The 7,078-nt window shown below is 67.0% G+C and carries 5 protein-coding genes (1 of these 5 cut by a window edge); 4 read left to right on the top strand and 1 reads right to left on the bottom strand.

The annotated features are described in order from the left end of the window. On the top strand, positions 1 to 1,667 hold the 3' portion of the coding sequence (gene abc-f / locus ACFQNJ_RS10545) for a ribosomal protection-like ABC-F family protein (protein WP_382256910.1). It extends 232 nt beyond the left edge of the window; 1,667 of the gene's 1,899 nt are visible here — the last part of the coding sequence; its start codon lies beyond the left edge, outside the window; the stop codon is at positions 1,665 to 1,667. A 22-nt stretch (positions 1,668 to 1,689) separates the two neighbouring features. After that, positions 1,690 to 3,870, top strand: coding sequence for an ATP-binding protein (locus ACFQNJ_RS10540; protein WP_382256907.1), 2,181 nt, complete (start codon positions 1,690 to 1,692; stop codon positions 3,868 to 3,870). Here ACFQNJ_RS10540 and ACFQNJ_RS10535 read toward each other — a convergent pair. Continuing rightward, positions 3,842 to 5,308 (bottom strand): aminotransferase-like domain-containing protein, encoded by a 1,467-nt coding sequence (locus tag ACFQNJ_RS10535; RefSeq protein WP_382256904.1) that lies wholly within the window; start codon positions 5,306 to 5,308, stop codon positions 3,842 to 3,844. The two genes, ACFQNJ_RS10540 and ACFQNJ_RS10535, sit on opposite strands and share 29 nt — an antisense overlap. Before the next feature lie 121 nt (positions 5,309 to 5,429). On the opposite strand from ACFQNJ_RS10535, the gene ACFQNJ_RS10530 reads away from it, so the two are divergent. Continuing rightward, entirely contained in the window at positions 5,430 to 6,083 is a 654-nt protein-coding gene (locus tag ACFQNJ_RS10530; RefSeq protein ID WP_382256901.1) for a LysE family translocator, read from the top strand. After that, positions 6,080 to 7,027, top strand: coding sequence for a DMT family transporter (locus ACFQNJ_RS10525; protein WP_382256898.1), 948 nt, complete (start codon positions 6,080 to 6,082; stop codon positions 7,025 to 7,027). The genes ACFQNJ_RS10530 and ACFQNJ_RS10525 overlap by 4 nt, the downstream gene beginning before the upstream one ends. Positions 7,028 to 7,078 lie beyond the last annotated feature (51 nt).

Here is a 7,078-nt window from a genome sequence, read left to right as displayed (position 1 = left end):
CTCCAGAGATGACCGTGTTCGAGGCAGCAGGTGCCGGGGTGGCCGAGGTGCGGGCACTGCGTGAACAGTACCTCAGCGGCGACGCAGAGGTCGACCTGGATGCCCTGCAGACCCGGATCGAGGCGCTGGATGGATGGAACTGGGAGCAACGCGTGGAGGAGACGCTCCAGCGGCTGCATCTGGACCCGGCGGTGGTGGTCGGGACCTTGTCGGGGGGCAATCGAAAGCGCGTGGCGCTGGCCCAGGCTCTGGTGAGCCGGCCCGATGTGCTGCTGCTGGATGAACCCACGAACCACCTGGATCTGGACAGCATTGCGTGGCTGGAAGGCCTGTTGCAGGAGTTCAAGGGCTCGGTGGTGGTGATCAGCCACGACCGGGCCTTTCTGGATGGTGTCACCACACGCATCGTCGAACTCGATCGGGGCAAGCTGCTCAGCTTCCCGGGCAACTTTGCCCGCTACCAGGCCCTGAAAGAAGAACAACTGGCGCAGGAAGCGGTGGTTAACGCGCGCGCGGACAAACTGCTGGCACAGGAGGAAGTCTGGATCCGAAAGGGTGTGGAAGCGCGTCGCACGCGGGCACAAGGCCGCATCAACCGTCTGGAGGCCCTGCGGGCCCGGCGTGCCCAGCGGCGCGAGACGGTCGGGCAGGTCCGCATGGAGGTTGCGACCGGGTCAGCCAGCGGAAAGATCGTGGCAGAGCTAGAACATGTCTCGAAGTCCTTTGCCCGGGAAGACGGCAGCCCCAGGGTGATCGTGCGCGACTTCTCGACCACGATCCTGCGGGGGGACAAGGTCGGCCTGATCGGACCCAATGGCGCAGGAAAGACGACTCTGCTGAAGCTGATCCTGGGTGTGATGGAGCCTGACGAGGGCACGGTTCGCCGCGGCAGCAATCTGACCGTCGCGTATTTTGACCAGATGCGGGAACAGATCGACCCCGAGGCCACGCTGGAAGACTTCATCAGCCCGGGCAGCGAATGGATCGAGATTGGCCAGCGCCGGACCCATGTGCGCAGCTACCTGGGTGATTTCCTGTTTTCGCCGGCCCGGGCCAATGCCCCGGTCAGGACCCTGTCGGGCGGGGAGCGCAACCGGCTGTTGCTGGCCCGCCTGTTTGCCCGCCCTGCCAATGTGCTGGTGCTGGACGAGCCCACCAACGATCTGGACATCGACACGCTGGAGCTGCTGGAAGAACTCCTGCAGCAGTACGAGGGCACCGTGTTCCTGGTGAGCCATGACCGGCGATTCCTCAACAACGTGGTGACCAGCACGCTGGTGGCAGAAGGTGATGGACGCTGGCGCGAGTTTGTCGGCGATGTGGAGGACTGGTTGACCCAATCGGCGCGGGCGCAAGCGGTCACATCGAGAGACAAGGAGCAGGAACGCCCGACGCAAGTACCCGCAACCTCCCCTGCACCTGCGACCGGCACAACGTCCGCGAGTCGTCGCAAGCTTTCCTACAAGGAACAGCGCGAGCTGGAGGCCTTGCCAGCGCAGATCGAGCAGCTGGAGAAAGAGCAGGCCGAGCTCGACCGGATACTCCAGGATGGCCAGATCTATTCGGCAGATCCGGCGCGGGCGGCCGAACTGGCCAGCCGGCATGCTCAGGTCGAGGAGGAATGGATGACGGCCATGGAGCGTTACGAGGCCTTGCAGGCGCGGTGATGGCCGGTATCGAGCAGACCCCATGAACACCTCTGCAAACTCGCCGCACTCCCCGCAGCGGCTCGCGCTGGACCTGCAGAGGGCCCGCGACGAGCTGGAGCTGGAGCGTCAGCGCACGCACCAGCTGCTGGACGAAATCGACCGCCAGAACGCGGAGCTCGATCGCCTGCGCAGTTCGGTGCATCGGGAGGCCAACAGCCGTCTGCTGGCTGAAGAGGCGCTGGATGAATCGAGAGAGAGACTGCAGCTGGCGGTGGAGGCCGCAGGCTTGGCCCTGTGGGACTGGCACCTGAAGTCCCCCCAGATCTTCATGACCGCCCGATGGGGCGAGATGATCGGCGACGTGGCCATCGACGGCTACTGGGCTTATGACACGCTGATGGACCGGATCCATCCGGACGATCGATCGCGCATTGAAGCGGCGTCCAAAAAGCTGGCCGAGGTCCGCCCCACGAAACTGGTCAGCGAGTATCGCGTTCGCAGTGGCGATGGCTGGATCTGGGTGGAGAGCCACGGCATGGTGGCCGAACACGACAGTCAGGGCCGTCCGCTGCGTCTGATGGGAACGCTGGCCGACATCAGCGAGCGCAAGCGGATCGAGGCCGACATGCAGCGCGCCCGCGACCAGGCCGAGCAGGCCAACCGGGCCAAGACCGAGTTCCTGGCCAACACCAGCCACGAAATCCGCACGCCGCTCAACGCGCTGATGGGCCTGACGCAGTTGCTGATGGATTCGCCGGTGAATGCGGAGCAGCGCAGCTGGCTGGAACTGATGGACAGCTCGGCCCACACCCTGCTGAACATGCTCAACGACGTGCTGGACCTCTCGCGCATCGAGGCGGGCAAGATGGATGTCGAGCGTGTGCGCTACGAGTTGCCCAGGACGTTGCAGGAGGTGGGCGCCCTATACGAAAACCAGGCTCGTGCCCGGTCGGTCCAGTGGACGTTGGCCGTGGCCGGTGATCTGCCGCAGTGGGTGGTGGGTGATCCCGGAAGGCTTCGCCAGGTGCTGGGCAACCTGCTGTCGAACGCCCTCAAGTTCACGCCGAAAGGCGGGCGGATCCGCCTGTCAGCCGCCTCACAAGCAGATGTGCGAGGCGGCAAGACGCTGCGATTGCAGGTGCAGGACAGTGGCGTGGGGATTGCCCCCAAACACCAAGCGCGGATCTTTGAGGCGTTCACGCAGGCCGACTCGTCGACCGCGCGTCGCTATGGCGGCAGTGGTCTGGGCCTGACCATCTGCGCCCGGCTGGTCAGGCTGATGGGTGGGCGCATCGATCTGGAAAGTGAATTGGGCATGGGCAGCACGTTCACGGTGACCTTGCCCCTCGAAGAAGACGGCCGAGATACACAGGATCTTCCCACTGACCAAGTGCATGAGGATGTCGATGCCATCCGGGGCGCCGGTCGCCGGTTTGCGGACATCCGGGTGCTGGTGGCAGAAGACAACCCGGTCAATGAACTGCTGATGAACCAGTGGCTGCAGCGGCTGGGATGCGTCGTCCACAACGCGCGCGACGGGGCAGAGGCCGTCTCGCAATGGGAGGCGCAGCCGGTGGATGTGGTGCTGATGGACGTGCAGATGCCGAGGGTCTCGGGCATGGATGCCACCGAGCGCATCCGTGCCAAGGAAGCGGCCACGGGTCGCGGTCGCACGCCCATCATTGCCGTGACCGCCAACGCCATGGATGGCGACCGGCAGGCGTGCCTGTCCGCGGGGATGGACGGTTACCTCAGCAAACCCGTCAGCCCCTCGGCCCTGGTGCTGGCGATGGAGGCGGTTTTACCGGCCATCCGGGCCCGGCAGCCGGCACCGCCGCCTGCCTCGCCCACCATCCCGGCCCGACCCGGACCGATGGACCTGGACAAGTTGCTGCGGCGACTCGACCACAACCAGGAGACCCTGACTCAGCTGGCGGCCGCCATGCGCACCGATCTGAGCCAGCGCCTGGGCGCCTTGCGCACCGCCCTTGCCGACAGGAACAGGGACGTGGCGGTGGCGCACGCACATGGACTGGCGGGATCGCTGGGCAGCATGACCGCCGAACGCGGCGCGCGACTGGCCAAGGGACTGGAGCTGGCGGCACGGTCGGAGGACTGGCAGCTGTTTGCGAGGGCCCTGCCCTTGCTGGAAAGCGAGGCCGTGGCCATCGACGACGCCCTGCTCCAGGTGGTCAGGCCGACGACCCGCGCAGGCGACTGAAGACCCGCCAGAACGCGGCCTCCTGGGTGGTGGCAAAGTTGATGCGCATGAGGGTGCTGGGCGCCCGCGCGGCATGGAACAGTGCGCCGGGCGCAATCAGGTAGCCTTCGTCGAGCAGGCGCTGGGCCAGCGGCTCGGTATCGACACCCGTGTCCACCCAGCCGAAGAGGCCGGCGGGCTCGGCCACGAAGCGGCAGCCAGCGGCCTGGGCCAGCTTGACGCTGCGTTCCCGGGCAACATCCAGGCGCAGGCGGATGCGCTCGGCATGTCGGCGCAACTGCCCCTGCTCGATGCAATGGGCCATCGCGCGCTCCAGCAGACTGGGTGTGGTGAGCGTGGCCAGAAGCTTCGTGTCGAGCAGGCGCTCGGTCCAGGCCGGCGGAGATGCCAGGTAGCCCACGCGCCAGTTGGGGGCCAGGATCTTGGCGAAACCGCTCACATAGAACGTGCGCTGCAGCCCGTCCAGCACACTCATGCGGGTGGCATGCTCCGGCGCGATGTGGCCGTAGGTGTCGTCCTCGACGATGTGGAAATCGTGCTGCTGCGCCAGTTGCAACACACGATGTGCCGCGCCTGGCGACAGGCTGTAGCCGGTGGGGTTGTGCAGCACACTCACGCTGACAAACAGGCGGGGAGAATGTGCCTCGCAGTACCGCGCCATCACGGCCAGATCGGGCCCGGATGCGCCCCTGGGAACTGGAAGGATGCGCATGCCCAGGGCATCCAGGCGAGCGAATTCGACCGCCCAGCCGGGCTCTTCGACCATCACCGCGTCACCGGGCTTGAGCAGCGTCCGGCTGACAATGTCCAGGGCGTGGGTGGCGCCCACGGTGGTGATGATGTGCGACGGGTCTGCGGGCATGCCCATGTCCTGCAGGCGCTGGCTCAGCACGCGACGCAGGTGGGCGTCCCCCAAGGGTTCACCGTAACGAAGCGAGCTGTCTGCCAGGACCCCGGCGGAGGTGACCTTGCGAACCGCCGAGGCCATGAACGGCGATTCAAGCCACTGCGGCGGGAGCACACCCATGCCTGGCTGCGGCTTGCCGCCCGAAGGGTGAAACATGCCACGAATGAGGGTGGCGGCGCTGACCGGGGCGGTCATCCGTGACAGATCGGCCGGTGAAGTGCTGCCCGCCCCCGGGCGAGCCTGAGACAAACGCTCCCGGACAAAAAACCCCCGGTTGCGGCGCGCCTCGATCAGCCCTTGGGCGATGAGCTGGTCATAGGCAGCCACCACCGTCGAGGGGTTGAGGTCGTGCTGGAGCGCACACTGGCGGACGCTGGGCAAGCGCGCACCCGGCGGGAGCAGGCGGTCCCGGATGCGGCTGGCAAACCGCTCGGCCAGTTGCTCGGTCAAGGTCCGGGCGGAGGTGCGCGTCAGGGCCGACGCCTGGAGGCCGGGCTCTTGGGCATCGTGGGTGAAAGTGGCGTCGAGCATCGCTGTATGGACCGAAGAAACCACACAGATCACATCCGTGACCCGGACATCTGTATGGTTTGTGTATGGTCAGAAAGATTACAGTGAATCCCATGGACACACAAGCCCGCCCGATCCTTCGATGAACGCCACCGAGTTCAGCGCCCTGCTGGTGCTGGCCACCGCCACCAGCTTCACGCCCGGCCCCAACACCACGCTGTCGACCGCGTTGGCGGCGAACTTCGGCCTTCGGCGTGCGCTGCGCTTCATCGTGGCCGTGCCGGTGGGCTGGGGGCTGCTGTTCACGCTCTGCACCGCCGGGGTGGGTGCCCTGGTGATGGCGGTGCCGGTGCTGCGCTGGGCCATCCTGCTGGGCGGCACCGGCTACCTGCTCTGGCTGGCACGGCGCCTGTGGGGCAGCCGGTCCATGTCGCAAGCGGACCCGGCGCGCCTGAACGTGGGCTTCTGGCAAGGCGTGGGCCTGCAGTTCCTCAACATCAAGGCCTGGATGCTGGCGCTGTCTATCGTGGCGGGCTGGATTGCCGGACACGCCGACGCCATGGCGCGTTATGCGGCGGTGCTGCCGGTGTTGCTGGCGTACGCGTTCTTCAGCAATTTCAGCTATGCGCTGGTGGGATCGCTGCTGCGGCATTGGCTGGCCGGGCCGGTGGTGGACGGTCAGGCGACCGGTGCGCGTCTGCAGGCATTCAACCGGATGATGTCCCTGGCGCTGGTGCTCACCGCGGTGTGGATGGTGGCTGGCGGTGCCGGTCTGAATGGCAAGGTGGGCGCATGAGCCAGCCCATCGCACTGCCGGCAACGCGACTGTCCGACACCACGCTCGGGCTCTGGCTGGGCCTCCTGGGCGTGGTGGTGTTCGCGCTGACCTTGCCGATGACGCGGCTGGCCACCGGCACTGCCGAAGCCCCGCAACTCTCGCCCTGGTTCGTGACCTGGGCTCGCGCGGCGCTGGCCGGTGGACTGTCCGCGGCCTACCTGCTGGTCACACGATCGCGGCTGCCGATGCCCGCCGAGCGCGGCCCTCTGCTGCTCTCGCTGGCGGGCAATGCCATCGGCTATCCACTGCTCCTGGGTTGGGCGCTGCGCCATGTAACCGCCAGTCACGCGGCGGTCATCACCGCCCTGCTGCCGCTGGCCACCGCGGCCATCGCTGCCTGGCTGCTGCATCAGCGGGCGCGGCTGGGCTTCTGGCTGTTCGCCGGTCTGGGCAGCGCGCTGGTGGTGGTCTACAGCCTGCTCCGTGCCGCACAATCCGGAAACGGATTCGCCCTGGAATGGGCCGACGCGCTGCTGGTCGGCGCGGTGCTGGCGGCCTCGCTGGGGTATGTGGGCGGCGCCCAGGTCACGCCGACGCTGGGCGCGGAGCGCGTGATCAGCTGGGTCTGCGTCATGGCGCTGCCGGTCACCGTGCCTGGCGCCTTGCTGACCTGGCCCGACCGGCCGATTGCCCTGTCCGCCTGGCTGGCACTGGGCTATGTCGGCGTATTTTCCATGTGGGCCGGCTTTTTCGCCTGGTTCCGCGGGCTGGCTCTCGGCGGTGCACTGCGCGTGAGCCAGACACAACTTCTGCAGCCTTTTGTCAGCATTCTGGCGGCCGTGCCGCTGCTGGGCGAGTCGCTTGATCTGATCACGCTGGGCTTTGCCCTGGCGGTGGTCGCCACCGTGTTCATGGGCCGGCGCCTGGCCGCACCTGCCCCTTTGCCCCCTGCCAAACCTTGAGGAGTCTGCCTTGACCACCACCCCATGGACACTCGCGCAACGCGCCCACAA

It is taken from the genome of Hydrogenophaga bisanensis (genome assembly GCF_042665135.1).
Taxonomy (GTDB): domain Bacteria; phylum Pseudomonadota; class Gammaproteobacteria; order Burkholderiales; family Burkholderiaceae_C; genus Hydrogenophaga; species Hydrogenophaga bisanensis.
This window is presented reverse-complemented; position numbering and strand designations above follow the sequence as displayed.